This is a genomic window from Pseudomonadota bacterium, assembly GCA_039818985.1.
Lineage (GTDB): Bacteria > Pseudomonadota > Alphaproteobacteria > Sphingomonadales > Sphingomonadaceae > Alterisphingorhabdus.
This window is the reverse complement of record JBCBSU010000001.1, coordinates 1,738,647-1,763,069: the sequence shown is the minus strand read 5'-3', so window position 1 is coordinate 1,763,069 and position 24,423 is coordinate 1,738,647. Positions and strand designations below refer to the sequence as shown.

General features: G+C 59.1%; 25 protein-coding genes. 14 read left to right on the top strand and 11 right to left on the bottom strand.

The window, feature by feature from the left end:
• Nucleotides 1-3 precede the first annotated feature (3 nt).
• The 5 genes from AAFX04_08485 to AAFX04_08465 form a co-directional block, all read right to left on the bottom strand.
• A complete protein-coding gene (locus tag AAFX04_08485) occupies nucleotides 4-813 on the bottom strand; it encodes an SDR family oxidoreductase (protein ID MEO1045459.1) in 810 nt (269 codons plus the stop codon).
• 145 nt (nucleotides 814-958) lie between these two features.
• Nucleotides 959-1,735 (bottom strand): SDR family oxidoreductase, encoded by a 777-nt coding sequence (locus AAFX04_08480; protein MEO1045458.1) that lies wholly within the window; start codon nucleotides 1,733-1,735, stop codon nucleotides 959-961.
• Nucleotides 1,736-1,762: 27 nt separating this feature from the next.
• A complete protein-coding gene (locus AAFX04_08475; GenBank protein ID MEO1045457.1) occupies nucleotides 1,763-2,833 on the bottom strand; it encodes a phosphotransferase family protein in 1,071 nt (356 codons plus the stop codon).
• A gap of 147 nt (nucleotides 2,834-2,980) precedes the next feature.
• Nucleotides 2,981-4,273, bottom strand: coding sequence for an acyl-CoA dehydrogenase family protein (locus AAFX04_08470; protein ID MEO1045456.1), 1,293 nt, complete (start codon nucleotides 4,271-4,273; stop codon nucleotides 2,981-2,983).
• A 77-nt stretch (nucleotides 4,274-4,350) separates the two neighbouring features.
• Nucleotides 4,351-5,973, bottom strand: coding sequence for an MFS transporter (locus AAFX04_08465; protein MEO1045455.1), 1,623 nt, complete (start codon nucleotides 5,971-5,973; stop codon nucleotides 4,351-4,353).
• Nucleotides 5,974-6,142: 169 nt separating this feature from the next.
• On the opposite strand from AAFX04_08465, the gene AAFX04_08460 reads away from it, so the two are divergent.
• From AAFX04_08460 to AAFX04_08440, 5 genes are all read left to right on the top strand, one after another.
• The gene (locus AAFX04_08460) at nucleotides 6,143-7,336 is read left to right on the top strand and encodes an acyl-CoA dehydrogenase family protein (protein MEO1045454.1); all 1,194 of its coding nucleotides are present in this window, start codon (nucleotides 6,143-6,145) and stop codon (nucleotides 7,334-7,336) included.
• A gap of 137 nt (nucleotides 7,337-7,473) precedes the next feature.
• The gene (locus tag AAFX04_08455) at nucleotides 7,474-8,610 is read left to right on the top strand and encodes an acyl-CoA dehydrogenase (protein ID MEO1045453.1); all 1,137 of its coding nucleotides are present in this window, start codon (nucleotides 7,474-7,476) and stop codon (nucleotides 8,608-8,610) included.
• 118 nt (nucleotides 8,611-8,728) lie between these two features.
• Nucleotides 8,729-9,529, top strand: coding sequence for an SDR family oxidoreductase (locus AAFX04_08450; GenBank protein ID MEO1045452.1), 801 nt, complete (start codon nucleotides 8,729-8,731; stop codon nucleotides 9,527-9,529).
• Between the two features lie 115 nt (nucleotides 9,530-9,644).
• Entirely contained in the window at nucleotides 9,645-10,304 is a 660-nt protein-coding gene (locus AAFX04_08445; GenBank protein ID MEO1045451.1) for a hypothetical protein, read from the top strand.
• A 115-nt stretch (nucleotides 10,305-10,419) separates the two neighbouring features.
• Nucleotides 10,420-11,133 (top strand): DUF4197 domain-containing protein, encoded by a 714-nt coding sequence (locus AAFX04_08440; protein ID MEO1045450.1) that lies wholly within the window; start codon nucleotides 10,420-10,422, stop codon nucleotides 11,131-11,133.
• 9 nt (nucleotides 11,134-11,142) lie between these two features.
• Here AAFX04_08440 and gmk read toward each other — a convergent pair whose 3' ends face one another.
• The 3 genes from gmk to AAFX04_08425 form a co-directional block, all read right to left on the bottom strand.
• The gene (gene gmk, locus AAFX04_08435) at nucleotides 11,143-11,817 is read right to left on the bottom strand and encodes a guanylate kinase (protein ID MEO1045449.1); all 675 of its coding nucleotides are present in this window, start codon (nucleotides 11,815-11,817) and stop codon (nucleotides 11,143-11,145) included.
• A 32-nt stretch (nucleotides 11,818-11,849) separates the two neighbouring features.
• On the bottom strand, nucleotides 11,850-12,305 hold the full coding sequence (locus AAFX04_08430; GenBank protein ID MEO1045448.1) for a hypothetical protein: 456 nt from the start codon (nucleotides 12,303-12,305) through the stop codon (nucleotides 11,850-11,852).
• 77 nt (nucleotides 12,306-12,382) lie between these two features.
• Nucleotides 12,383-12,868 (bottom strand): ClpXP protease specificity-enhancing factor SspB, encoded by a 486-nt coding sequence (locus AAFX04_08425; GenBank protein ID MEO1045447.1) that lies wholly within the window; start codon nucleotides 12,866-12,868, stop codon nucleotides 12,383-12,385.
• 177 nt (nucleotides 12,869-13,045) lie between these two features.
• Between AAFX04_08425 and hisB the strand changes: the two genes are divergently transcribed.
• The 7 genes from hisB to AAFX04_08390 all read left to right on the top strand — a co-directional run bounded on the left by hisB (nucleotide 13,046) and on the right by AAFX04_08390 (nucleotide 17,103).
• Nucleotides 13,046-13,639, top strand: a complete 594-nt coding sequence (gene hisB / locus AAFX04_08420) for an imidazoleglycerol-phosphate dehydratase HisB (GenBank protein MEO1045446.1) — start codon at nucleotides 13,046-13,048, stop codon at nucleotides 13,637-13,639.
• Entirely contained in the window at nucleotides 13,632-14,252 is a 621-nt protein-coding gene (gene hisH, locus AAFX04_08415; GenBank protein MEO1045445.1) for an imidazole glycerol phosphate synthase subunit HisH, read from the top strand. The genes hisB and hisH overlap by 8 nt, the downstream gene beginning before the upstream one ends.
• Complete coding sequence (gene hisA, locus AAFX04_08410) at nucleotides 14,249-14,977, top strand: 1-(5-phosphoribosyl)-5-[(5-phosphoribosylamino)methylideneamino]imidazole-4-carboxamide isomerase (GenBank protein MEO1045444.1); 729 nt, start codon at nucleotides 14,249-14,251, stop codon at nucleotides 14,975-14,977. Before hisH ends, hisA begins: the two co-directional genes overlap by 4 nt.
• A 3-nt stretch (nucleotides 14,978-14,980) precedes the next feature.
• Complete coding sequence (locus AAFX04_08405) at nucleotides 14,981-15,433, top strand: hypothetical protein (GenBank protein ID MEO1045443.1); 453 nt, start codon at nucleotides 14,981-14,983, stop codon at nucleotides 15,431-15,433.
• A complete protein-coding gene (hisF, locus tag AAFX04_08400; GenBank protein MEO1045442.1) occupies nucleotides 15,430-16,209 on the top strand; it encodes an imidazole glycerol phosphate synthase subunit HisF in 780 nt (259 codons plus the stop codon). Before AAFX04_08405 ends, hisF begins: the two co-directional genes overlap by 4 nt.
• Nucleotides 16,210-16,380: 171 nt before the next feature.
• On the top strand, nucleotides 16,381-16,704 hold the full coding sequence (locus tag AAFX04_08395; GenBank protein ID MEO1045441.1) for a phosphoribosyl-ATP diphosphatase: 324 nt from the start codon (nucleotides 16,381-16,383) through the stop codon (nucleotides 16,702-16,704).
• A 15-nt stretch (nucleotides 16,705-16,719) separates the two neighbouring features.
• Complete coding sequence (locus AAFX04_08390) at nucleotides 16,720-17,103, top strand: histidine triad nucleotide-binding protein (protein MEO1045440.1); 384 nt, start codon at nucleotides 16,720-16,722, stop codon at nucleotides 17,101-17,103.
• An 8-nt stretch (nucleotides 17,104-17,111) separates the two neighbouring features.
• Here the strand turns inward: AAFX04_08390 and AAFX04_08385 are convergent, their stop codons facing one another.
• Nucleotides 17,112-18,380 carry a multidrug effflux MFS transporter gene (locus AAFX04_08385; GenBank protein MEO1045439.1) on the bottom strand — a complete coding sequence of 423 codons (1,269 nt, stop codon included), beginning with the start codon at nucleotides 18,378-18,380 and terminating at the stop codon, nucleotides 17,112-17,114.
• 282 nt (nucleotides 18,381-18,662) lie between these two features.
• Between AAFX04_08385 and dinB the strand changes: the two genes are divergently transcribed.
• Together dinB and AAFX04_08375 are read left to right on the top strand one after the other, a co-directional pair.
• Entirely contained in the window at nucleotides 18,663-19,811 is a 1,149-nt protein-coding gene (dinB, locus tag AAFX04_08380) for a DNA polymerase IV (GenBank protein MEO1045438.1), read from the top strand.
• Nucleotides 19,812-19,855: 44 nt separating this feature from the next.
• A complete protein-coding gene (locus AAFX04_08375) occupies nucleotides 19,856-21,343 on the top strand; it encodes an impB/mucB/samB family protein (GenBank protein ID MEO1045437.1) in 1,488 nt (495 codons plus the stop codon).
• On the opposite strand, the gene AAFX04_08370 is transcribed toward AAFX04_08375, so the two are convergent.
• Both AAFX04_08370 and gyrB read right to left on the bottom strand, forming a co-directional pair.
• On the bottom strand, nucleotides 21,337-21,843 hold the full coding sequence (locus tag AAFX04_08370; protein ID MEO1045436.1) for an NUDIX domain-containing protein: 507 nt from the start codon (nucleotides 21,841-21,843) through the stop codon (nucleotides 21,337-21,339). The genes AAFX04_08375 and AAFX04_08370 overlap by 7 nt on opposite strands.
• A gap of 23 nt (nucleotides 21,844-21,866) precedes the next feature.
• A complete protein-coding gene (gene gyrB / locus AAFX04_08365; protein ID MEO1045435.1) occupies nucleotides 21,867-24,386 on the bottom strand; it encodes a DNA topoisomerase (ATP-hydrolyzing) subunit B in 2,520 nt (839 codons plus the stop codon).
• Between the last annotated feature and the right edge of the window lie 37 nt (nucleotides 24,387-24,423).

The window sequence follows — 24,423 nt, the reverse complement described above, 5'->3', positions numbered from 1 at the left end:
GCTTTATACCGCTGTCTTGCCAAAGGCCTGGCGGTTATAGGGATGAGAGGTGGAGAGACCGCCATCGACGACCAGCGCATGGCCGTTGACATAGCTGGCGCGGTCCGAGGCGAGGAACAGCGCGGCTTCCGCAATCTCGTCGGCCTCGCCGCCGCGTTGCATCGGGTTGAGCTGGCCGACCGTAATCTCGCGGCCCTTGGCGCGCGCGGTCTCATAGATGAAGCTGGTCATGCCGGTCTCGATCAGTCCGGGGCAGATAGCGTTGCAGCGCACATTGCTGCCGGTCAGCTGTTGCGCCGCGATCTTCACCAGATTGACGACCCCGGCCTTGGATGCAGTATAGGCCGGTCCGCCGGCGCCTGAACGCAATCCGGCGACCGAGGCAGTGGCGATGATCGAGCCGCCGCGATTGCCATTGGCCTGGGAGGTCTCGACAATCGCCTTGCCGCCATATTTGATTGCCAGGAAAACGCCGATCAGGTTGACCCGCAATATCTCTTCCCATTCTTTTGCGCTCTGGTCGAAGATGCCGTCAAAGCCGCCGGAAATGCCGGCATTGGCGAAGAAGATATCGAGGCCGCCATGATCGGTGACGGCACGGTTGACCAGGGCCTTGACCGCGGCTTCATCACCGGCATCGGCCTTGACTGCCGTGATATGATGTGGCGCCAGAGCCGCGGTTTCCTCGACCGCATCGGTGATATCGCTGGCGATGACATGCGCCCCTTCCTGCGCGAACAGCATTGCGGTGCGTCGGCCAATGCCACTGCCCGCACCGGTGATGATGGCGGTCATATTTTCGAGGTCTGCCATGTTTTCTGTCTCTTTCTTTTTGGTAGTCATCCCCGCGCAGGCGGGGATCCGGAGCAAATATACCCGGCGCTTGCCGCTGTGGATTGGGCTGGCGTCCGTCTTCGACTCCCCGCCTGCGCCGGAATGACAGTGTATTTATATGTGCCTAAAGCCCAGCCGCAATGGTCGTGCCGCCATCGACGATAATCGACTGACCGGTCATGAAGGTCGAGGCATCGGAGGCAAGGAAGACGGCTGCGCCGGCTATCTCATGCGGCTCGCCGATGCGGCCTAGTGGAGTCGCATTTTCGACATAGGCCATCAGCTTGGGATTCTCCCACAAAGCACGCGCAAAGTCGGTCTTGATAATCCCCGGTGCGATGCAGTTCACCCGCACACCCTGTTTGCCATATTCGGTCGCGAGGTTACGTGCCAGCTGGAAATCCGCTGCCTTGGAGATGTTATAGGCGCCGATGCTCGCGGTTCCGGTAAAGCCACCTATTGAAGAGATAATCACGATCGAGCCATTATTGCGGTCGAGCATTTCCGGCGCGACCATCTGGATCAGCCAGTGGTTGGAAACGATATTGTTCTGCAAAATCTTGTGGAATTGTTCGTCCTCAATTCCCGACATCGGCCCATAATAGGGGTTGGAAGCGGCATTGCAGACCAGGATGTCGATCTTGCCGAACGCCTTGCGCGTCTGGTCGACCAGATTCTGCAGATCGTCCTTGGAGGAGATATTCGCCGCCACCGCCAATGCAGTGCCTTCGCCATGCTCCGTATTGATGGCCTTGGCGACCTCGTCACAGGCATCCTGCTTGCGGCTGGAGATTACGACTTTCGCGCCCTGCACCGCCATCTGTTCGCCTGTCGCCTTGCCGATTCCGCGCGAGGAGCCGGTGATAATCGCGACCTTGCCGGTTAAGTCGAATTGGGACATCTTGCTTATCCTTATAATATTGTTGAATTATTCAATCCCGGCCTTGAGCGCGAATTGCCAGCCGGCCTCGACCAGCCCGGGTACCCGTTCGGCCATGCTCTTGGCATGCTTGCTCGACGCGGTCCCGTCGATAACCCGCTTCTTGATCCCTTGCAGGATCGCCGCCATGCGGAACAGATTATAGGCGAAATACCAGTCCATATCGGGAATGTCGGTAATTCCCGACTGCTCGCTGTAACGCGCAATTGTCTCCTCGATAGTGGGGATGCCCAGCTCCCTGAGATTCAGCCCGGCAATACCGTTGCGCCCTTCGGTCGGGGTGATCCAGCTCATCAGATAATAGGACAGGTCGGCAATCGGATCGCCCAGCGTCGACAATTCCCAGTCGAGCAGGGCAATGACGTGATTTTCACTCTTGTGGAAGATCATATTGTCGATGCGATAATCGCCATGGACAATGCCATAGCCGCGCTGCTCGGGAACGGTGGCGGCGAGCCATGCCATCATCCGGTCCATCTTCTCGATGGTCTCGGTTTCCGACAGACGATATTGCTTGGTCCAGCGCGAAATCTGGCGTTCGCAATAATTGCCCGGCTTGCCATGATCGCCCAGACCAATGGCTTCCGGGTCAAAGCGGTGCAGATGCGCCAGCGTATCGGTCATTGCAGTGTAGATATCGCCACGGTCCCTGGGTTGATAATCGGGCAGAGTCCCGTTCCACAGACTGCGGCCATCGGCCATGCCCATGATGAAGAACATCGACCCGATGACAGCGTCATCCTCGCACAGGCCATAGGGCCTGGGCACCGGAAACCCCTGGGGGTGCAGCGCCGCCATGGCGCGATATTCACGGTCGACCGCATGGGCGGAGGGCAGCAATTTGCCGAACGGCTTGCGCCGCAGCACATAGGACCGATCCGGCGTGTCGACGCGATAGGTCGGGTTGGACTGACCGCCCTTGAACTTGCGCAACGTTAACGGGCCTTGATAGCCTTCGACATTGGCTTCCATCCACTTGGTCAGTTGCGCTTCGTTAAGCTGATCAGCCTCGGGGACGTCCATTGTTCCCGTCATGGTCTGCTGGGCATCTTCGCTCATAGAGCCTCTCTCGGTAAAATGCTGGTTTTATCTGAATCTTTTCCCCTCTCCTTTAGGGGAGGGGTTAGGGGAGGGGAATATCAACTTGCTCTGTGCCGTTTGGATAGCCCCCTCTCCCAAGCCTCTCCCCTGAAGGGGAGAGGGCTATTAGCGCGCAACCCCCAAATCGCCCGACGAGATTTGCGCCGCCTCGGCGTCGCGGTCGCGATATTTGCCCATTTCCAGCCGCGCAATGGTGCGGGCATGGACTTCGTCCGGGCCATCGGCGAGCCGCAATGTACGCTGGCCCGAATAGGCTGAGGCGAGGCCGAAATCCTCGGACACACCGCCGCCGCCATGCGCCTGGATCGCATCGTCGATGATCTGCAGTGCCATGGTTGGCGCCTGCACCTTGATCATGGCGATTTCGGCCTTGGCCGCCTTGTTGCCGACCTTGTCCATCATGTCGGCGGCCTTTAGGCACAGCAGGCGGGTCATCTCGATATCGATGCGCGCCTTGGCGATGCGCTGTTCCCAGATGCTGTGCTCGGAAATGCGTTTACCAAAGGCGACGCGGGTGGTCAGGCGCTTGACCATCTTCTCCAGCGCTTCTTCGGCGGTACCGATGGTGCGCATGCAGTGATGGATACGACCGGGGCCAAGGCGGCCCTGGGCAATCTCGAAGCCGCGACCTTCACCAAGCAGCATGTTGCTTGCCGGGATGCGGACATTCTCCAACTCGATTTCCATATGGCCATGCGGCGCGTCATCATAGCCGAAGACCGGCAGGTGGCGCAGGATTTTCACGCCTGGCGCATCAAGCGGCATGATAACCATCGACTGTTGCTTGTGACGACTTTCCTCGAAATCGGTTTTGCCCATGACAATGGCAACTTTGCAGCGCGGATCGCCTGCGCCCGATGACCACCATTTGCGGCCGTTGATGACATATTCATCGCCTTCGCGCTTTATCGAGGTTTCGATATTGGTGGCATCGGAAGAGGCGACGCGCGGCTCGGTCATCAGAAAGGCTGAACGGATTTCGCCTTCCATCAGCGGTTTGAGCCACTCATCCTTCTGCTCGCGGGTGCCATAGCGGTGGAACACCTCCATATTGCCGGTGTCGGGCGCGGAGCAGTTGAACACTTCGGAAGACCAGGCGACGCGTCCCATTTCCTCGGCGCACAAAGCATATTCCAGATTGGTCAGACCCGGGCCGTCAAATTCGAAGCTGTCATCGACATGCGGCAGATTGGGATTGGAGGGCGGCATGAACAAATTCCATATGCCCTGCGCCTTGGCCCGTGCCTTTTCTTCCTCGATGGTCTGCAACACCTTCCAGCGGTCGCCGCTGGCCTGCTCATTCTTGTAATCATCCTCGCGCGGGCGGACATGCTTCTCGATATAATCGCGCACGCGATCACGCCAATATTGCTGCCGTTCTGTCAGGTCAAAATCCATTATCCGTCCTTTTCCTCTATCGGTCTATTCGATGAAAAACTGTCTTGTTGAAATCCGTTGTTGAAACTCTCAGCCGGCTATCCGCTCTCCGCCTCTCGCTGGCCGCGTGCTTTTGCCCTCAGCCTCGCCAAATGATCGGCATGGCTTATGGGGATCAGGCGATAGGCGAATCCTCCAGCAATGCCGAGACAGGTTATGAGCAGCGCGAAAATCAGGGTCAGATTGGACACGATTGCAGGATCGACAGTGCCCGGCTTCGCGCCTTCTGGCAAGCCGACACCGCTGATGATCAGACCCGACAGCAGGATACCGAGGCCGCCGACCATCTTCTGCATGAAGAACATGCCGGCGGAAAACAGCCCTTCGGTGCGCTTGCCGCTGCTCTCTTCATAGGCATCGGTGACATCGGCCATCATCGACATGGTCAGGATCATCGCGGCAATTCCCATGCCGGTGGATGTCGCCACCAATGTGAACAGCAGTGGTAACATCATGGGTGAGCCATTGGCGGGAAACAGCTCGAAATAGCGCAGCCAATAGGGTGCAGTGCCGAGGACGAGGCTGATAAAGGTAAACAGCGAAGCGCCGCCGGTTTTTTCCAGCCTTTTGGATATCGGTGTAACCACCAGAAATGCCAGCAGCACGCCGCAGAACAATATCAGCGGATAGATCAGAAACTGGTCTTCGGTCAGTTCCCAGACATGGGTGAAGAGATAGTTGGTCAGCGCAAAGATGAGTCCCTGAATGGTAAATGCGAAGACCCCGGCAAGCATCAGCAGCAGAAATGGCCGGAAGCTGAATGCACCGAGCATTTCTTGCAGTCCTTCGGCCGGAGCGTGGACTACGCCTTGGCGATGATAGGCACCAACGATCCTCCTATGGGTGCCGATTGCCGATACCAGCACCGCAATCACCATGATCACCGCGCCAAAGAACGCAAAGCCGGGATAGCCATCGGGGTTGAGCAGTCCGTTCTCATATTCCGGTGTTGCCTGAAGGAAATAGCCATAGGCCATGGCCAGCATCATCAGGCCGGCGGCCCAGCCAAAGATAAAGCGATAGCGCAACACCACTGTGCGTTCATGATAGTCCGGCGTCAGTTCGGGAATCATCGCCAGCGACGGCACCTCATAGGCGGAGAGGCTGAAACGCACCAGTGTTGCGATCACCACCAGATAGAGGAAGGTCAAGCCATCGCTCATTTCCGGCGGGTTCCAGAGCAGCAGCCACATGATGGCAATGGGAAGGGCGGAGGCGTAGAGCCAGGGATGGCGCTTGCCGAAGCGGGTGCGGGTATGGTCGGAGAGCTGGCCGATTAGCGGGTCGATAAAGGCATCGATGCACAGGGCAATGGCCAGCGCCAGAGAGACAAGCAGTGCATCGAGCCCGATGACCTGATTATAGTAGAACAGCAGGAAGACCGCGAAGCCATTGTCCTTGATGCCATAGGCAACAACACCGAATCCGAAGGTCAGCTTTATATGGAGTGGAACTTTCGCGTCGGCGGAAGCGTCCGGCGCATCAGCGGAAGTGTCCGGGGAGGAGGCAATCTCCGACGAGGGCGAGGCGGTGGCCATTAACGGCGCCAGCCTTTCATGCCTGACCAATAATGCCCATGGCCGGGGGCGCTGGCCATATCTGGACCCATATTTTCTCTCCTGCGGCCCGGTCTTGTCGCCGAGTCTTTCGGGTAACAGCATATGCACCCCTGACAGGGCGTCAACCAACGCTTTCCCGCCGTTACGGCAAGCTGGCTATGGGGCCAAGGGGTTGCCGCCCGGCCTTTGGCGCAGTACATGATATCGCAGAAAAGCGCCGGTGAAGCGGCGTTGTGACCCTCGCATATCACGCTCATAGGAGAAGCCCCCAATGTCCGACACCCAGATCGATCTTGAACAGTTTCGCAGCGACATACGCGCCTGGCTCGAAGAGAATTGCCCGCAGGAGATGCGCCAGCCGGTCAAGGGCGAGGACGATGTCTATTGGGGCGGACGCAATGCGAGCTTCAAGAATGACGCGCAAAAAGCATGGTTCGAGGCCTGTGTCGCCAAGGGTTATACTGTGGCGGACTGGCCAAAGGCCTATGGTGGTGCTGGCTTTACCCCGGCGCAGAACAAGATCTGGAAGCAGGAAATGGCGCGCATTGGTGCGCGTCCGCCGCTGTCCAGCTTCGGCATATGGATGCTCGGCCCGGCGCTTCTGCACTTTGGCACCGAAGAGCAGAAGGTACATTATCTGAACCAGATCGCGCGTGGCGAGATCCGCTGGTGCCAGGGCTATTCCGAGCCGGGTTCGGGTTCCGACCTCGTATCGCTGCAGACCTTTGGCGAGGACAAGGGCGATCACTGGGTGGTTAACGGCCAGAAGATCTGGACCAGCTATGCCGATAAATGTGACTGGATCTTCTGCCTTGTACGGACCAACAAGGAAGACAAATATCGCGGCATTTCCTTCCTGCTGTTCGATATGGAAACGCCGGGTGTCTCGACCAAGCCGATCAAGCTGATCTCGGGCAATTCGCCTTTCTGTGAAACTTTCTTCGACAATGTCGTCGTGCCAAAGGATCAGATTGTCGGTGAGCTTAACCGCGGCTGGGATGTTGCCAAATATCTGCTGGGTCATGAGCGCGAGATGATCTCGGGCGGTGGTCTGGGCGATGGTGCCCCGTCACTGGGCGCGAAAATTGCCAAGGTCATCGGTACCGACGATTCCGGCAATCTTGATGACCCGATGCTGCGCGCTCAGTTGGCGCAATTCGATGTCGATGCACTGGCATTCAAAGCGATGGCCGAGAAATTTGTCGATGAGATGAAGGCCAGAAAAGGCCATCCCGCCAAACCCAATATGATGAAATATGCTGGTACCGAACTTAATAAGCAACGCCATGAGCTGATCATGGCGTCGGGCGGATCGGACGCACTGGAATGGGAGAGCGAGACCTCAAATCATGGGGCCAAGCCGCGTACATGGTTGCGCACCAAGGCCAACAGCATAGAGGGCGGCACCAGCGAGGTAATGCTCAACGTTATCTCCAAGCGCATTCTCGACCTGCCAGGGGCCTGACAGGCTCTGCTCTTCATAATCCTTCTCGCGTCATCCCAGCGAAAGCTGGGATCGCTGGCGATAAAGCACAGGTTCAACCAGATCGCTTGAGATTCCAGGTTTCGCTGGAATGACGAAAAGATCAGAAAGACACCAAAATGCCCATGTATCTCAATGAAGACCAGGCGATGCTGCAGGACAGCGCGCGTGAATTTATCGCCGGTGAAGCCCCGGTTTCGCATCTGCGCGCGCTGCGTGACGAAAATTGCAAGGACGGCTTTCGTCATGCGCTATGGAAGCAGTTTGCCGAAATGGGGTTCACCGGGATCCTGATTTCCGAGGAAGATGACGGTTTGGGCCTCGGCCATGTTGAAGCTGGCATCGTGCTTGAGGAAATTGGTCGCAACCTGACGCCATCGCCGTTTCTGACCACTTCGGTTGCCGGTGTCTCGGCGCTTAACGCCGGTGGCAAGGCGCTGCGCGAGAAATATTTCCCCGGCATATTGAGCGGTGACACAGTGCTGGGCCTCGCCATTGAGGAACGCGCCAAGCACCGCCCCGACCAGATCGCCATGGCAGCGGAGCGCTCGGGCAATGGTTTTAAGCTCAACGGCAAGAAGACCTTCGTCATCCATGGCGCTTCGGCCGATGCCCTTATCGTGGCGGCACGCACCGCGGGCTCGGCCGGAGACAGTGAAGGATTGACCCTGTTCATGGTCGACAAGGATGCTGCAGGCCTCAGCACCGAGGCGACTCGGCTTGTCGACAGCTCGGTGGCCGCTGCGGTGACTTTTGACAATGTCGAGGTCGATGCCGATGCCGTGATCGGCGAAGTCGACCAGGGGCAGGACGTGCTCGATGCGCTGCTCCATGCCGGTCGCGCCGGATCGGCGGCAGAGCTGGTCGGTGTCGGTTCGGGCGCGATGGACATGACCGTCGATTATCTCAAACAGCGCAAGCAGTTCGGCAAGCTGATCGGGGAATTTCAGGCGCTGCAGCACCGGACCTCTCATCTCTATTCAGAAATGGAAATCGCCCGAGCAGCGGTGATGAAGGCGCAGCAATTGCTCGACCAGGGCAATGAAGGTGCGGATGTCATGGTCTCGGTTGCCAAGGCCAAGGCCGGGCGCACCACCGGTCTTGCAGTGCGTGAAGGCGTGCAGATGCATGGCGGCATCGGCATGACCGACGAATATGATATCGGCTTCTATATGAAGCGCGACCGGGCGCTGAATGAATTTATGGGTGATGCCAATTACCATGCCAACCGCGTCGCCCGGATGCACGGTTATTGATCTAAATATATAGAATAATTGTCATGCTGAGTTTGTTTCAGCATCTCAAGCAATCGCGCGTAAACGGCTGAGATCCTGACACAAGTTCAGGATGACGAATTTGGAAGGGAATTCCATTATGGACCTTACGAAACTCTTCTCGCTCGACGGCAAGATCGCCATCGTCACTGGCGGATCGCGCGGTATCGGCAAGATGATTGCCCAAGGCTATCTCGCCGCCGGAGCCAAAGTCTATATTACCGCGCGCAAGGCGAAAGTCTGCAATGCCACCGCTGATGAGCTGGGCGAAAACTGCGTCTCGCTGCCCGGTGACCTCAGCTCGATTGAAGGGGCACAGGCTTTCGCGGCGCAGATTGCTGAACGCGAGTCCAGGGTCGACATATTGGTCAACAATGCCGGTGCTGCCTGGGGTGCCGAGTTCGAGGAGTTTCCCGAAATCGGCTGGGACAAGGTGATGGACCTCAATGTCAAGTCACCCTTCTTCCTGACCCAGGCACTGCACCCGCAACTCAAGGCGGCAGCCACGGCGGAAGAACCGGGCAAGGTGATCAATATCTCCTCGATTGACGGCATCCGTATCAACCCGTGGGAGACCTATAGCTATCAGGCGAGCAAGGCGGCGCTGATCCAGCTGACCAAGCGTATGGCGGTACGCCTGCTCAAAGACAATATCATCGTCAGCGGTATCGCTCCGGGCGCATTTCCTTCCGAAATGAACAAGGCCGCGCGCGATGCCGAGGCGGTTGTCGCCAAGTTCATCCCGCTGAAGCGCGTCGGCACCGCCGAAGATATGGCGGCGGCTGCCATCTATCTCGCCAGCCGCGCCGGAGATTATGTTGTCGGCACCACCATCCCGGTCGATGGCGGTATCGTCAATGCATCGGCGCCCGGTGGTGGCACCGACCCGGAAGGCAATTAGCCGCAGCGGGCAGAGGGGCTCCGGGCCATTGGCTGTTATGGCTGCGTAACAAGCCACACAGCATCGCCAATGATGATAGAGTAGGATTTCGATCTCGGTTTCGGAGCCTTTCCCCATGCATTCAGCCTCTATCGCTGTCCTGTCTTCGCTTTTGCTTCTTTCTGCGCCGGCCTGTGCCCAGGATACAGGCGAGCAGCCACCACTCGATGATTTCTCCGATGTAGAGGCAGAGCGGCAGGCAGAAGCAGAGCCCGATATTGCGCCTCCCGAAGCTGGCGACGATACCGCACCGCAGCCTGATACCGTTCCGGGCGCGGACGAAGCGCTGGCGCGGTTAGCCACGATTGTCGATCAGGTCGATCCCGAGGCCAAGCGCACCAATAACAGCTGGGAATTGACGGTCGGTGAAACCACGCTGATCGTCGTTACCGACCCTGCCGCCGGGCGGATGCGTATCATCACCCCGATAGCGGCGGTGGAAGACCTGCCCGAAGGTGCATTGATGCGGTTGATGCAGGCCAATTTCGATACTGCGCTTGATGCGCGCTATGCCATCGCCAATAATCTGGTCTGGGGTACCTTCATCCACCCGCTGATATCGCTTACCGACCGCGATTTCGCTTCAGGCCTGCTGCAGACCAAATCGCTGGCGGATACTTTTGGCACGACATTCAGCAGCGGTGCGCTGAGCTATGGTGGTGGTGATAGCAGCGCGATTATCGAGGACCAGCTAGAGCAACTACTCGATGAGCTGGAAAAACAGGACACGATCTGAGCTGGTTGGACAGATAGCAGATTTTACCCGGGTGGGTGCGCTTGATGGCATCGTTCGCTGGCGGAATCGCGTGATTTGCGGCATGATATGGCAGTTAATTGCAAGGAGTCGTGTCATGTCTGCAGCGATGAGATCTGCATCGGGGAAAATCGCTTCTGCCTTGGCTCTGGCGGCGATGTTGCCCATGGCGTTCCCGGTTTCGGCTATTGCCGCGCCGCATATGACCATGGCCTATCAGGGATTCTCGCTCAAGGGTGCACTGGCCGATGCCAGTGACAGCGCACTCGACAAGCTGGCCCAGCCGGATGCCTTCTATAATGACAAGGATGTGCGGGTGCGCCTGCCGGGGCCGTTACGCAATGCCGGGAAAATATTGCGCTTTGTTGGCAAGTCGGGGCTGGCCAACGATCTGACCCGCAGTCTCAACGATGCTGCCGGCATGGCAGCGGAAGAGGCCAAACCGGTTTTTCGCGCCGCAATCGATGACCTGTCGCTCAGTGACGGTGTCGGCATTGTTACCGGTGGCGATATGGCAGGCACCGAATATCTGCGTAGCACTTCGGGTGAAGTGTTACGCGAAAAGGTGCGACCGCTGGTGGTCGATGCGCTGACCGAGGTCGGCGCTTTTCAGCAACTCGACAGGCTCCAGGATGTGCGCCAGATCGCAGCGCTGGCGGGTGCGGATATCAGCAATGACGGCCTGGCCGACAGTGTCACCGATCAGGCGATGGATGGCATTTTCAGCTATATCGGCCAGGAAGAGGCCGCGTTTCGCGCCAATCCGCTGGAAAAAGGCAAAGGCCTGCTCGATGGAATTTTCGGCGGGTAGCGACTGCGTCTAGCTGTCTTCCGGTGCCATCAGGTCGCGGACAAAATCAATCAGGCCTGTCTGGCGCGCGCGGCGCATGCGTTCGGCGTGCAATATCTCGCGCACCTTGGCGAAACAGCTGTTCACATCATCATTGATGACGACATAGTCATAGCCGTCCCAATGGCTGATCTCGCTCTGCGCTTCGGCCATCCGCCGGGCGATAACTTCATTGCTGTCGGTGCCGCGCTTGCGTAATCGGTCATGCAGCTGCTCGATCGATGGCGGCAGGATGAACACCCGCACAACATCACCCTCGGCGCGCTGGTAAAGCTGCTGCGTGCCCTGCCAGTCGATATCGAAGAGAAAGTCGACACCGTCCTTGAGACCCTGTTTCACCGCAGATTTGGGCGTACCATAGCGATGACCGAAGACATGTGCCCATTCGAGCAACTCACCGCCGTCAACCATTTCCTGGAAACGCGTGTCATCGATGAAATGATAATGCCTGCCATCCTCTTCGTCGGGGCGTGGTGGGCGAGTGGTGACCGATACCGACATTTTCAATGCATTATCGGCTTCCAGCAACATGCGCGCGATGGTCGATTTACCGGCGCCGGAAGGTGAGGAGAGAATGAACAAAAGGCCGCGCCTATGCAGCGCGCTTTGCTCTATTGGGTCATGGCTGTCGGATGGGCTCTGCATCGCGGCTCTGTGGCCGCAAAAGGGGCGCGTCGTCAAGCGTCACTGCCGTCAGCGTCGGTTTCTCCGGTCTCTTTTGCCGGTTCTGCATCATGACCGATGCGCTGTTGCTGCTGCTTTTGTTGCCGGGCTTTCTGCTTTTTGCGGTGGTCATAGATGGTCTTGGCGGCAAGACCGGCGCCGACGACCATGGCGCCGGGCAATGAGCGGGTGGCGATTCTGGTCGCGGCCAGGCCCAATATGGTATAGCCGATGCCGGGTTTTTTGAGCTGTTTGGCAGCCTCGCCGCTGACAAAGCCGGTCACTACAGACTGAACCATGGGGTCCTGCAATATCGTCGTCATGATCGCTTTGCCCGATTTCCATGCGCCGAATTTTTCCGGTTTCCCTGCGGCTTCCACGGTGAGCCCGTTCTTGGCTGCCGCGTTGGTATCAGCGCCATTATCGGCGGTATCCGCCTCGTCCTGATTGTCGCTTTGCGTATTGGCCATAGCTTGCATCCATCAACCATAAATGCATGCGGGCGGACAATTATCAAGCGGGGTGCGCCTATGGCGAATGGACAAGGCTATTTTTTCTTGCCGAAATCGACGGTCACAACATTGGAACCATCTTCGCTGTCCTCGGCATCATCGGGATGGTCGTTTTCTGCCTCTTCATGCGGTTCGGGTTCGCCCGAAGCCTCGTCATCGACCTGGAACTGCAGCCCGAAATCGACCGCTGGATCGACAAAAGCGGTGACGGCGGCATAGGGTATGGTGAGCTTGGCGGGAATCTGGTTGAAGCTCAGCCCGACCGAGAACAGCTCTTCCTCGATATGCAAGTCCCAGAACTTGTTCTGCAGCACGATCGTCATCTCTTCCGGAAAGCGCTCGATCAGATGCGAAGGGATGTCGACACCGGGTGCCCGGGTGCGGAAGGTGATGTAGAAATGATGCTCGCCGGGCAGGCCGCTATTCTCAATTGTGCGCAAAACCCGTCCGATGACGGCGCGCAGGGCATCCTGCACGATCTCGTCATAGGGAATCAGGCTATCTGGCGCATCATCACTCATGATCCTTTGGTGGCCTTTTGCTCGGTGAGCGTCAAGACGCTTGGACAGGCAATTTGTACACTGCCTGGTGTTTTGCCTTACAAAATATCAGGCAGCGGACACATTCCTACGCTTGGCTGCGATACTCTCGGCGCATTGCCCCTTGTTCATTGATATTTGCCGCGTATAGGAAGCTGCATGAGAAAAGCGTCGATCGTCCGAACCACCAAGGAAACCGATATTGCCGTCCATCTCAATCTGGATGGTACCGGGGTGTATGATATCTCGACCGGGATCGGCTTTCTCGACCATATGGTTGAACAATTCTCGCGCCACTCGCTGATTGATCTGGAGGTCAAGATCAAAGGGGATCTGCATGTCGATCAGCACCACACCACCGAGGATTGCGCGCTTTCCATCGGTCAGGCGATCAGCGAGGCGCTGGGCAACAAGGCGGGCATTGTCCGCTATGGCAGTGCCTATTCGCCAATGGATGAAACGCTGAGCCGGGTGGCGGTGGATATTAGCGGCCGGCCTTATTTTATCTGGAACGCAAGTTTTTCACAGCCGCGTCTGGGTGAAATGGATACCGAGCTGTTCGAGCACTGGTTCCATTCGGTGTCGCAGACAGCGGGTCTGACGCTCCACATAGACCTGCTGCGTGGCCAGAATAACCACCATATCATCGAGAGCATCTTCAAGGGTTTTGCCCGCGCGATGCGGCTGGCGGTGGAACGCGATCCGCGCAAGGGTGACGCTATCCCGTCGACCAAGGGCACGTTAAGTGGCTGAAACCATTGCGCTGATTGATTATGGCGCGGGCAATCTCCATTCGGTGCACAATGCGGTGCGCGCTGTCGGCGCTACAGTCGATGTGACTGCCGATCCGGAACTTGTCGCCAGAGCCGACCGTATCATATTGCCCGGGGTAGGGGCCTTTGCCGCCTGCGCCAATGCACTGCGCGCGATTGATGGCATGGTCGATGCGCTGGAGCAGCGGGTGCTGAACGATGCGGTGCCATTTCTCGGCATTTGTGTCGGAATGCAGCTCTTGGCGACGCGCGGGATTGAGCATGGCAGCCATGACGGTCTCGACTGGATCGGTGGTGAAGTTCGCGCCATCGAGCCGTCCGAAACTGTCAAGGTACCGCATATGGGCTGGAATGATGTGATCCCGACGGATGGTAATGCCGGGTTGCCAATACAAGGCGAGGCCTATTTTCTGCATGGCTATCATTTTGTCGCGGATGACCCGGCGCATGTCGCCGCGCATAGTGACCATGGCGGCCCGCTCGAAGCGGCGGTGCATCGCGACAATATTATCGGGGTGCAATTCCACCCGGAAAAGAGCCAGAAATATGGGCTGAATTTCCTGCGGACTTTTCTGGATTGGAACCCGAAGTGATTGTTTTTCCTGCCATTGACCTGAAAAACGGCGAAGTCGTCCGTCTCGCCGAGGGCGATATGGACCGCGCCACGGTCTATGGCGACAACCCCGCAGCGCAGGCCATGCTGTTCGCTGATGCCGGCGCACAGCATCTGCATGTGGTCGATCTCGATGGCAGTTTTGCCGGTGAGGGGCGCAATATCGATGCGGTGAAAGCAATCATCGAACGCTTTCCTGGCTATGTGCAGCTTGGTGGCGGCATTCGCGATGCAGCAGCGGTTGAAGGCTGGTTCAATCTGGGAGTGGCGCGGATTGTCATGGGGTCGGCGGCGCTCAAAGACCCGCAATTCGTCAAGGATATGGCGCGTGAATGGGAAGGCGGTATCGTCGTTGCGGTCGATGCGAAAGACGGCATGGTCGCAACCGAGGGCTGGGCCGATGTGTCCGATGTCCCGGTAGCCGATCTTGCACGGCGGTTTGAAGACGCGGGCGTTGCGAGCCTGTTGTTCACCGATATCGGTCGTGACGGCATGCTAAAGGGCGTCAATATTGAGGCCACCGTCGATCTCGCACGGCAGGTCGATATCCCGGTGATCGCCAGCGGCGGGGTAAAGGGCCTTGATGATATCCACATACTGGCGCTGCATGCCAATGAAGGGATAGAAGGCGTAATCACGGGCCGCGCACTTTACGAAGGCAGGCTTGATCTTGCAGCGGCGATTGCGATGGGCGCGCGTGTCTGAGCCATGGACTGGGGCATTGTCATCCTGCAAACAGGCCTGTTTTGTGCAATCGCATTCTGTGTCTGGAAGATCGTAACCAGCCTGCACTCGGGTCATTTCTGCGCGCGCACGGAGGTGGTTTCGCGTGAGGATGACCCGCTGCTATTCAACCTGATGGTGATTATCCTTGTTTCGGTCATCCCGTTCTTCATCGGCATATGGGGTGCAACGAGTATCGACCTGGAAAATACGCGAAATCTCGCCGTGTGCGTCGCACTTGTCTGTGGCGGTTTGGGAGGCCTTTTATGGATCGGCGTTATCATCGGGATTGCGCGTCGCCGCGTCTATGTTCGAGGGTATGTATTCTCGAGAGATTCTCAGCCAACAGCCTATTGGGTGTTTTTTATGGTCTATTTTTGCACTGCCAGTTTTGCGACACTGCTGACCATCGGCGCTGTGGGTAGGGCCCTGCCATGACCGTCCGCACCCGGGTTATTCCCTGTCTTGATGTCGCCAATGGCCGGGTGGTCAAGGGCGTGAACTTTGTCGACTTGCAGGATGCCGGCGATCCCGTGGAGCAGGCCCAGGCCTATGATGCGGCGGGCGCGGATGAGCTGTGCTTTCTCGATATCACCGCCAGCCATGAGAATCGCGATACCATAATCGATGTCGTCCGCCGCACAGCGAAGGTGTGCTTCATGCCGCTGACCGTCGGTGGCGGGGTACGCGGAGTCGAGGATGCGCGCGCCCTCCTGCTCGCGGGCGCAGACAAGGTGGCGATCAACAGCGCTGCTGTGGCAAGGCCCGAGGTGATTGCCGAGATCGCCGAGCGTTTCGGCAGCCAGTGCGTTGTCGCTTCGATTGATGCGCGCGCGAGAGAAGAGGGTGCCAATAGCGAGGGGGGCTGGGAAATCTATACCCATGGCGGCCGTCGCGCGACGGGCGTTGATGCGATGGAGCATGCGCGGCGGGTTGTCGAATTCGGCGCAGGCGAGTTGCTGGTGACCTCGATGGACCGCGACGGCACGCGGCTTGGCTATGATCTTGAGCTGATCCGGGCGATGGTGGACAATTTCGATGTGCCGGTGGTCGCCAGTGGTGGCGTTGGCAATCTGGAGCATCTGGTAGAGGGCGTGACCAAATGCGGCGCCAGCGCGGTGCTGGCGGCATCGATCTTCCATTTTGGCGAGGCCAGCATTGCCGACGCGCACAGGGCATTGGCAGAAGCGGGGTGCGCGGCGAGAGCGCACTGAATCCTCCCCTTCAGGGGAGGGGCCCATCCGTAGGATGGGGGAGGGGCATAGGCCGCTAATACAAAGTCTGCATTATATCGAACCTGCCCCTCCACCAGCTTCGCTGGTCCCCCTCCCCCAAGGGGGAGGATTGTGTTGACGTGGGCTAACATGGCAGGCAATTCTGTCGTCATGAATATCGATACCATCACCCATCTGGAGAGCATTATCGCCGAGCGCCGCAATGCTGATCCGTCGACCAGCTATGTCGCTTCGCTAAACGCCAAAGGTCGCGAGAAAATGGCCCAGAAAGTCGGCGAAGAGGCAGTCGAAGCGGTGATCGCCGCGATGGCCGATGATAGCGATGCGCTGATCGGCGAAAGCGCCGATCTGGTCTTTCACTTGCTGGTACTGCTCGCCGAAAAGGGGATCAGCTGGCAGCAGGTGATGGATGAACTGGCGAGCCGCGAAGGGGTGTCCGGGCTTGTGGAAAAGGCGGCACGCCCGAAAGAGTAAGGGGGAGACAGACCAATGGCTATCGATGCGACACAGCCTTATGATGATGACAATATCTTCGCCAAAATCCTGCGCGGGGAAATCTCCAACAAGACCGTTTATGAGGACGATTTCGCGCTGGCTTTCCACGACATCAACCCACAGGCGCCGACGCATGTGCTGGTGATCCCCAAGGGCCGCTATGTCAGTTGGGATGATTTCTCGGGCAACGCCGATGCCGAAGAGATTGCCGGCTTTGTCCGCGCTGTCGGTCATGTTGCGCGCAGCCTCGGGCTGGTCGAGCCGGGCTATCGCCTGCTTGCCAATATCGGCGGCCATGGCCATCAGGAAGTGCCGCATCTGCATGTCCATCTGTTCGGTGGACGACCATTGGGGCCGATGCTGGTGCGGCTGAGCTGAAAACCTTTTCAATAAGGCACATTGGGACAAGTCTGCGGCCGGTGGAACATCTTGCCCCGCTCGCACCACAGCACCAGCACAAAGGCAATGCCGCCCGCTGCCAGGAAACCCAGTGCCATTGGCATGGTGCTGCCATCGAAAAACTGGCCGATAGCGGCGCCGATAATCGCCCCCAATACGGTGCGGACGAAAGTCTGGAAGGATGAGGCAGCGCCTGCCACTTCGCCAAAAGGTTCCATCGCCAGCGAGCTGAAATTGGAGCCGGTGAAGCCGAGCATCGCCATATTGGCGGTCGCCAGCAACAGGAACAGTGGCATATTGTCGGGGGCATAGAGCGCGGCGGCGATCTGGCCGAGCGACAGTGCGATAAAGGCGATCAGCGCGCTGTGCGAAACCCGGCGCGCGCCGATCCGCTCGACCACCCGACTGTTGACGAAATTGGCCAGAGCCAGTCCGCCCGCGACGGCGGCAAAGGCATAGGGGAAGATGTCTGCGGCATCGAAGGTCACGGCGAAAATCTGCTGCGAGCTGTTGAGGAAACCGAACAGCGCGCCGAAGATGATACCGGCTCCGAGGACATAGCCCATAGCCATGCGGTTGGTCAGCACGATGCGCCAGGTATTGGCCAATATTGTCGGCTTGATACGCTTGATATTGCACGGGTCGAGCGTTTCGGGCAGCCGCAGCCAGACCCACAGCACCACAGCGCAACCGGCAATGGCATAGACCGCGAAAATCCAGCGCCAGCTGGCGACATAGAGGATCACCTGACCGATGGTCGGGGCGATGACCGGCACCGCCATGAAGACGATGAATATCATCGACATCAGCTTGGCCATGCTGTCGCCCGAATAGCGGTCGCGGATCACCGATGTTACCAGTACGCCGATGGCGGCGGCGCCAAAGCCCTGGGCAATGCGAAAGCCCAGCAGCGCGGTAAAGCTGCCAGCCAGGGCGCAGAGCAACGCGAACAGGATATAGATACCAATGCCGGCAAACAGCACCGGGCGACGGCCGAAACGGTCGGCCAGCGGACCATAGATCAGCGCGCCCGCGCCCATGGCGGCGATATAGACAGAGATGACATATTGCCGGTCATTGGGCGCCGTCACACCAAGCGCCTCGCCAATGGCCGGGAAAGCGGGAAGCATCGCGTCGATGGCGAGCGCGTTCAGCGCCATCATCGCCGCCATCATCGCGACAAATTCGCGCTGGCCGGGGAAACGGCGCTGCAGCTTGGAGGATAGCTGGTCAAGGGTGGGACTGGTCTGATCCATTGTTGTTCGAGATTTCGGAATCGTCCTTTAATCATATCGTCATTCCGGACTTGGCTTTGCCCGAAAAACGTCTGTTTTTCGCTGGCAATGCTTGATCCGGAATCCAGGACCACAAGCGCTACCTCTGCTTGTCCCAGATTCCGGATAGCTGGCTTTTCTTGCCAAATCGGAGATTTGGAGAAAGCCGGCTTCCGGAATGACGAATTATGCAAAGCGGAAAGCATCTTATGGCCATGCTTCGGGACAATTGCCAATGGTTTCTTGGCCGCCTATTTTGCCGGCATGAGTGGCGAGAGCAGCAAGCCTGACGTTGAAGACGGTGATGACAGCGCCGCCCCGCCGCGCAAGATCATCCATGTCGACATGGATGCGTTCTTCGCCAGTGTGGAGCAGCGCGATAATCCGGAACTGCGGGGCAAGCCTGTAGCGGTGGGGGGATCAGCGCGGCGCGGGGTGGTGGCAGCGGCCAGCTATGAGGCGCGTAAATATGGGGTGCGCTCGGCCATGCCGTCGGTGACGGCGGCGCGGCGCTGCCCCGATCTGATCTTCGTCAAGCACCGCTTCGATGTCTATCGCCAGGTGTCGCAGCAGATCCGTGCCATCTTTCACCAGCATACCGATCTGGTCGAGCCGCTGTCACTTGATGAGGCCTATCTCGATGTCACCAACGACAAGCAGGGGATCGGTTCGGCGACATTGATTGCCGAGGCCATTCGCGTCGCTATCCGTGAAGAAACCCGACTTACCGCCAGCGCCGGTGTCTCCTATAACAAGTTTATCGCCAAGATCGCCTCGGACCAGAACAAGCCCGATGGCCTGTGCGTTATCCGACCAGAGCAGGGGCCGGATTTTGTTGCCGCGCTGCCGGTGCGCCGGTTTCATGGCGTTGGTCCGCGCACGGCAGAGAAAATGGCGGCGCTGGGGATCGAGACCGGCGCCGATCTGCGTGCAAAGCCTCAGGAATGGATGCAGGAGCATTTCGGCAAGTTCGCGACATATCTCCATGGCGCGGCGCGCGGCATCGACCACCGTCCGGTTCAGCCCAACCGTATCCGCAAGTCGATCGGTGGCGAACGCACCTATGGCGAGGACATTCTGGCCGATGACGCACTGCGCCAGGCACTCGACCATATTGTCGATATTGTCTGGGAACGGATCGAGAAGAACGAGGCACAGGGCCGCACGGTGACGCTCAAGGTCAAATATGCCGATTTTCACCAGATTACCCGGGCCCATTCGCTCGACCGCTGGGTCGCCGACAAGGCCGAATTCTCCGAGATCGGCCATGCCCTGCTTGAAGCACTGCTTCCGGTGGAGCAGGGGATACGGCTGCTGGGCCTGACGCTGAGCGCGCTGGATCTCGCCGGGGAGGAAGCGGGAGATGATGATGTGCCGGTGAAACCGCAACAGCAGAGCTTCGGCTTTCTGTAAAGCGCTTGACGAATCAGGTCAAATGTTCTTACTTTGTTCCAATCATGCAAGGCGAAGCGATATCTCCATCCGCCACTGGCGGGGTCAGCGATGATGCGCGTCCATTGGTACCACTCCCCGACGGTGCCACGGGTGAAGGGCTGGCCTTTGCCGATAGTGAGTTTGGCGAGAATGCTGGCGGGCTGCGCTATATCTTTATCGACTTCAACGCCTATTTCGCCAGTGTCGAACAGCATGACGAGCCGGCGCTGATCGGCCGCCCGGTGATTGTCATTCCGCTGCAATCGGAGCATAGCGGCGCGATTGCCGCCAGCTATGAGGCCAAGGCGCTGGGCATATCGCGTGGCACCACGGTGCGCGAGGCGCGCGAAATCTGTCCTGATGTCGCGGTGCGCCCGGCGCGGCATGACCGCTATGTTGTGATGCACCACAAATTGCTCGAGGAGATTGAGCGGCATATCCCGATCCAGCGTGTCTGTTCGATCGATGAATGTGTCTGCCGGCTCAACCCCGAAGAGGCCGAGCCAAAGGCGGCACGGGCGCTGGCGCGGCGGATCAAGGCGGGATTGCATGCCCGCTTCGGTGCGGCGATCCGCTGCTCCATCGGCCTGTCCTCCAGCACCCTGCTGGCGAAGCTTGCCAGCGGCCTGCAAAAGCCCGACGGCCTGACCGTGATCCTGCCCGAAAACCTGCCCGGCGCGCTGGCGACTTTGCCGCTGGAAGCGATCCCCGGCATTGGCCGCGGCGTATCGCAGCGGCTGATCCGCGCCGGCATTGCCGATTTTATCAGCCTGTGGAACCTGGCCCCGAAACAGGCGCGCGCGATCTGGGGTTCGGTGACCGGTGAGCGATTCATCTATGGCCTGAAGGGGCATGACGTGCCCGATGGCGCGGCGCCGAAAAAGGCGATGATCGGGCACAGCCGGGTGCTTTCCGGCGCGCATCGCCGCCCCGAAGGCGCACGGATTGTTGCCCGGGCGCTGCTGCTCAAGGCGGCGAGCCGATTACGCCATTACGGGCTGCATGCCTCGGGGTTACACCTGTCGCTGCGTTTCTATCCCGAGGGTAGTCTGGCGCAGGATATTCGCTTTCGTGCCAGCCAGAATAGCTGGCGCTTTCTCACCCAGCTGGACGAGATGTGGTGGCCGATGATGGATTGGCTCGCCGATCCGGGCCACCATCGTGATGGGCGCCGGCGTTCGATCAAGCTCGCCGCAGTGCATCTGTTCGGCCTGCAGAACGGCGCGCCCGAGCGCGACCTGTTCATCAGTGTTGAGAGCGATCATCGCGATGCGCTGCAGGCGGGGCTGTGGCGGCGCATCGACGATGCCAATCGCAAATATGGCATGGAGACGCTGATGCCCGCCTCGCAACAGGGCATGGACCTCAATTATCTCGGCGTGAAGATTGCCTTTAGCCGGGTGCCCGAAGCGGCGGAATTTTCCGACCGCAGCCTCGAGGACCAGAAGCATCTGACCGGCATGGCGCATCATCACCGGCTGCGGCAGAATGCCAGCCGTTCGCTCTATTGAGGCGCGCCCGGATTCTGCGCTGCCACCGGATGCCACCGCCCGTCGGGCTGCGCCTCGCCGAGCATCTCAAGAATACGCTGGCGTGAAGCGCTGGAGGCAGAGGCGGGCAGGGCGGTGACCGGGAAAAAGCGCGCCTCGATAATTTCGCGCCCGTCGATTTTTGGCTGGTCACTGGTGGTCGCGGTGAACACGCTAACATGGTTGCGCGCGCCCTTGCTGTCGTCGAAATATTCGCCGAGCAACGCCAGACCTTCGGCGCGGCAGCCCACCTCCTCCATCAGCTCGCGTTGCGCTGCATCGACCGCCGCCTCACCGCGCCTGATGCCGCCACCGGGCAGCATGTAGAGATCGCTGCGGCCATAGCTGTGCCGGATCAGCAGCACCTCGCCCGCCGCATTGCGCACCACCAGCTTGGCGCCAAAGACTTTGGGCCGGAACACCCGCCAGTAAAGCGCCCGCCCGGTCTGGGCGAAGCGGTAGAGAAGGTGGATGGGGTTCATGTCTCGGCTAGAGTGCCGGCCTGTCACACATCCAGATTCGCCACATTCAGCGCATTGTCCTGGATAAATTCGCGCCGTGGTTCGACGATATCGCCCATCAGCCGGGTGAAAATCTCGTCGGTGACATCGGCGTCCTCGACATGCACCTGGAGCAGCGAGCGGTTGTCCGGGTCGAGCGTGGTTTCCCAGAGCTGCTCGGCATTCATCTCGCCCAGTCCCTTGTAGCGCTGCACCGACAGGCCCTTGCGCCCGGCACCGAGCACCGCGTCGAGCAAGGTGCTGGGGCGGGTGATGGTGACGCCCCGGGCGGCGGCATTGGGGTTGTCCGTATCACCGATTTTCACCAGCGTGCTGCCATCCCGATATTGCTCGGCGCGCTCCATGGCGAGGCTGTGCAGCCGTCGTGCCTCGGTGCTGTTCAGGAATTTGGCGTCGATGACATGATGATCGGTAACGCCGCGCCACAGCCGTTCGAAATGATAGCCGCCTTCTTCTGACACCCGGCCCGACCAGCGTGCCTCCTCGTCTGCGGCATCGAGCCAGGCTGCGGTGGCTTTGGCTGCCGCCGCGCGCGCCGCTGTGTCGCCATCGGGTGCCAGCGCGCCGGTGAGCGCCATCGCTTCGACAATATCGGGATCATAGCGGCGCGGGGCATAGGCCATCAGCGCGCGCATACGGCGGGCATGTTCAACCAGATCCTTGAGGTCATTCGCCCCGATCTGGCCGCCACCAGCGGTGTTGAGCACCCGGTCCTGCAGCCCGGCCTCGATCAGATAGGCATCGAGCGCCGCATCGTCCTTGAGATAGACCTCGCTCTTGCCCTTGGCGACCTTATAGAGCGGCGGCTGGGCGATATAGAGATGGCCGCGGCGGATGATCTCGCCCATCTGCCGGTGGAAAAAGGTGAGCAGCAGCGTGCGGATATGCGCGCCGTCGACATCGGCGTCGGTCATGATGATGATCTTGTGATAGCGCAGCTTGTCGATATCGAAATCATCGCGAATACCGGTGCCCATCGCCTGGATCAGCGTGCCGACTTCCTTGGACGAGATGATCCGGTCAAAGCGCGCGCGCTCGACATTGAGGATCTTGCCCTTCAATGGCAAAATCGCCTGATACTGGCTGTTGCGGCCCTGTTTGGCTGAGCCGCCAGCGGAGTCACCCTCGACCAGGAACAGTTCGGACTTGGCCGGGTCGCGCTCGCGACAGTCGGAAAGCTTGCCGGGCAGCGAGGCGATATCCATCGCGCCCTTGCGCCGGGTCAGTTCGCGCGCCTTTTTCGCGGCTTCGCGGGCGGCGGCGGCCTCGACAATCTTGCGGATGATCATGCTGGCGCTTTGCGGGTTTTCTTCCAGCCACTCATCCATCTTGTCGGCCATCAGGCTTTCCAGCGGCTGGCGCACCTCGGAGCTGACCAGCTTGTCCTTGGTCTGCGACGAGAATTTGGGGTCAGGCAGCTTGACCGAGACGATAGCGGTCAGGCCCTCGCGCATGTCATCGCCGGTGAGCTTGACCTTCTCCTTCTTCATCAGCCCCGAACGCTCGGCGTAATTGTTGATCGTGCGGGTCAGCGCCGCACGGAAGGCGGCCAGATGGGTGCCGCCATCGCGCTGCGGGATGTTGTTGGTGAAGGTGAGGACATTCTCATAATAGCTGTCATTCCATTCCAGTGCGACATCGATGGTGATGTCGTCACGGGTACCGGAAATCGCGATTGGATCCTCGACCAGCGGTGTCTTGTTGCGGTCGAGCCAGCTGACAAAGGCGGCGATCCCGCCTTCGTAAAACAGGTCATGCTGCAGATGCTCCTCATGCCGCTCATCGCGTAATATGATCCGCACCCCCGAATTGAGGAAGGCAAGCTCGCGATAGCGATGCTCCAGCTTTTCAAAATCAAACTCGGTGATCTTGAAGGTCTCGGGCGAGGGCAGGAAAGTCACCTTGGTACCGGTTTCCGGGCTGCCATCGTCCTTGATCGGTGCATCACCAATGACTTTCAGCGGGGCCTCGGCTTCACCATGGCGGAAGCGCATATAATGCTCCTTGCCATCACGATAGATGTTGAGGTCGAGCCATTCGGATAGCGCGTTGACCACCGACACGCCGACGCCGTGCAGACCGCCGGACACCTTATAGGCATTGTCGTCCGAGGTATTCTCGAACTTGCCGCCGGCATGCAGCTGGGTCATGATGACCTCGGCCGCCGACACGCCTTCTTCCTTGTGCATGTCGACCGGGATGCCGCGGCCATTGTCCGAGACAGAGACCGAACCATCGGGGTTGAGTGTGATCAGCACATGGTCGCAATGCCCTGCCAGCGCCTCGTCAATCGCATTGTCGGAAACCTCGAAGACCATGTGATGCAGGCCTGAACCATCATCGGTATCGCCAATATACATGCCCGGGCGTTTGCGCACGGCATCAAGGCCTTTGAGGACCTTGATCGAGTCCGCGCCATAATCGCTCTGATTGGGGTTATCGGCAGAATCGCCAATGCCATTTTCAGGCGTTCCGGATGAGGTGTTTTCATCTGTATCTGTCATAGAAAATATATAGGGCTTTCAAAGGCGATTACCCAAT